Origin of the sequence: Brasilonema bromeliae SPC951, from assembly GCF_012912135.1 — a bacterium.
In the GTDB taxonomy this organism is placed as follows: Bacteria; Cyanobacteriota; Cyanobacteriia; order Cyanobacteriales; family Nostocaceae; genus Brasilonema; species Brasilonema bromeliae.
The window spans coordinates 1-834 of sequence record NZ_QMEB01000444.1 but is presented as its reverse complement, the minus strand read 5'-3'; the positions used below and the strand labels follow the sequence as shown (position 1 = coordinate 834).

Annotated in this window: 2 protein-coding genes; both read right to left on the bottom strand. The window is 69.4% G+C overall.

All coding sequences use genetic code 11. The features are described 5' to 3' along the window. Positions 1-193: hypothetical protein (locus tag DP116_RS28830; RefSeq protein ID WP_422614230.1), on the bottom strand; the 193-nt coding region annotated here is incomplete at its 3' end. Positions 194-280: 87 nt separating this feature from the next. Next, a complete protein-coding gene (locus DP116_RS28375) occupies positions 281-466 on the bottom strand; it encodes a hypothetical protein (RefSeq protein WP_169158268.1) in 186 nt (61 codons plus the stop codon). Positions 467-834 lie beyond the last annotated feature (368 nt).

The following is an 834-nucleotide window of genomic DNA, read 5'->3' as shown; positions in this document are numbered from 1 at the left end:
CGCCGGCCAGCCCGACCGGGTGCGGGAAGTGCAGCCCCATCGCCGTCACCGGCCGGGCCGCCGGCCGGGCCAGTCGCCGCACCAGCCGGCACACCGTCGCCGACCGCCCCAGCCCGGCGGCGGCCGACAGGGCCAGGTGATGCGCCGCTTCGGGGTCCAAGCGGAAGAGGAAGGGGCGGAGCAGAGAATACATAGTGCCGAGTGCTGAGTGCTGAGTGCTGAGCCGGGACCGCCGACCCGTACCCCGTCATTCTCAGCACTCAGCACTCAGCACTCAGCACTACTTGGCCTTTTTCGCTGCCGTCGCCAGCCCTTTGGCGATCACGTCCAGCACGTCGGCGGTGGGCAGCGTGTGCAGCACGCTGAAGGCGACGGCCAGCACCCGCTTGGTGTCGGCCACCCCGATGGCCGTCTTGTCGGTGTCGGCCTGCTTGGCCACCGCGTTGTAGAAGTCGGTCAGGGTCATCGGTCGGCCTCGTGAGGGATAGGGGATTGTCCGATCATCGCCGACTGATTGGTGAGGCGTCAGCAGAAATCCCGACACCGGGAACAGTTTTCCTGACTCAGTCGGCGCGGCCGGCGCGACCGGCAATCGTGGGCTATGTTCTCAGCGGAACGATTCCCGCCAGGCGGCCGCACATGGTCACCCCAACCCCCGGCTCGGCCCCGAAGAGCGGGTTGGTGTTCGTCACCCGGGCACTGAGCAAGCCCAACCGACCCACCCCGGCGCCCACGGCCGTCACCGTGCCGGCCCCGTCCGAGCCGCCGGCCTCCACGGTGAACACGGCATGGCGGCGGGGTGACGGTGGAAGACCTGCACAGCCTGAACGGCAC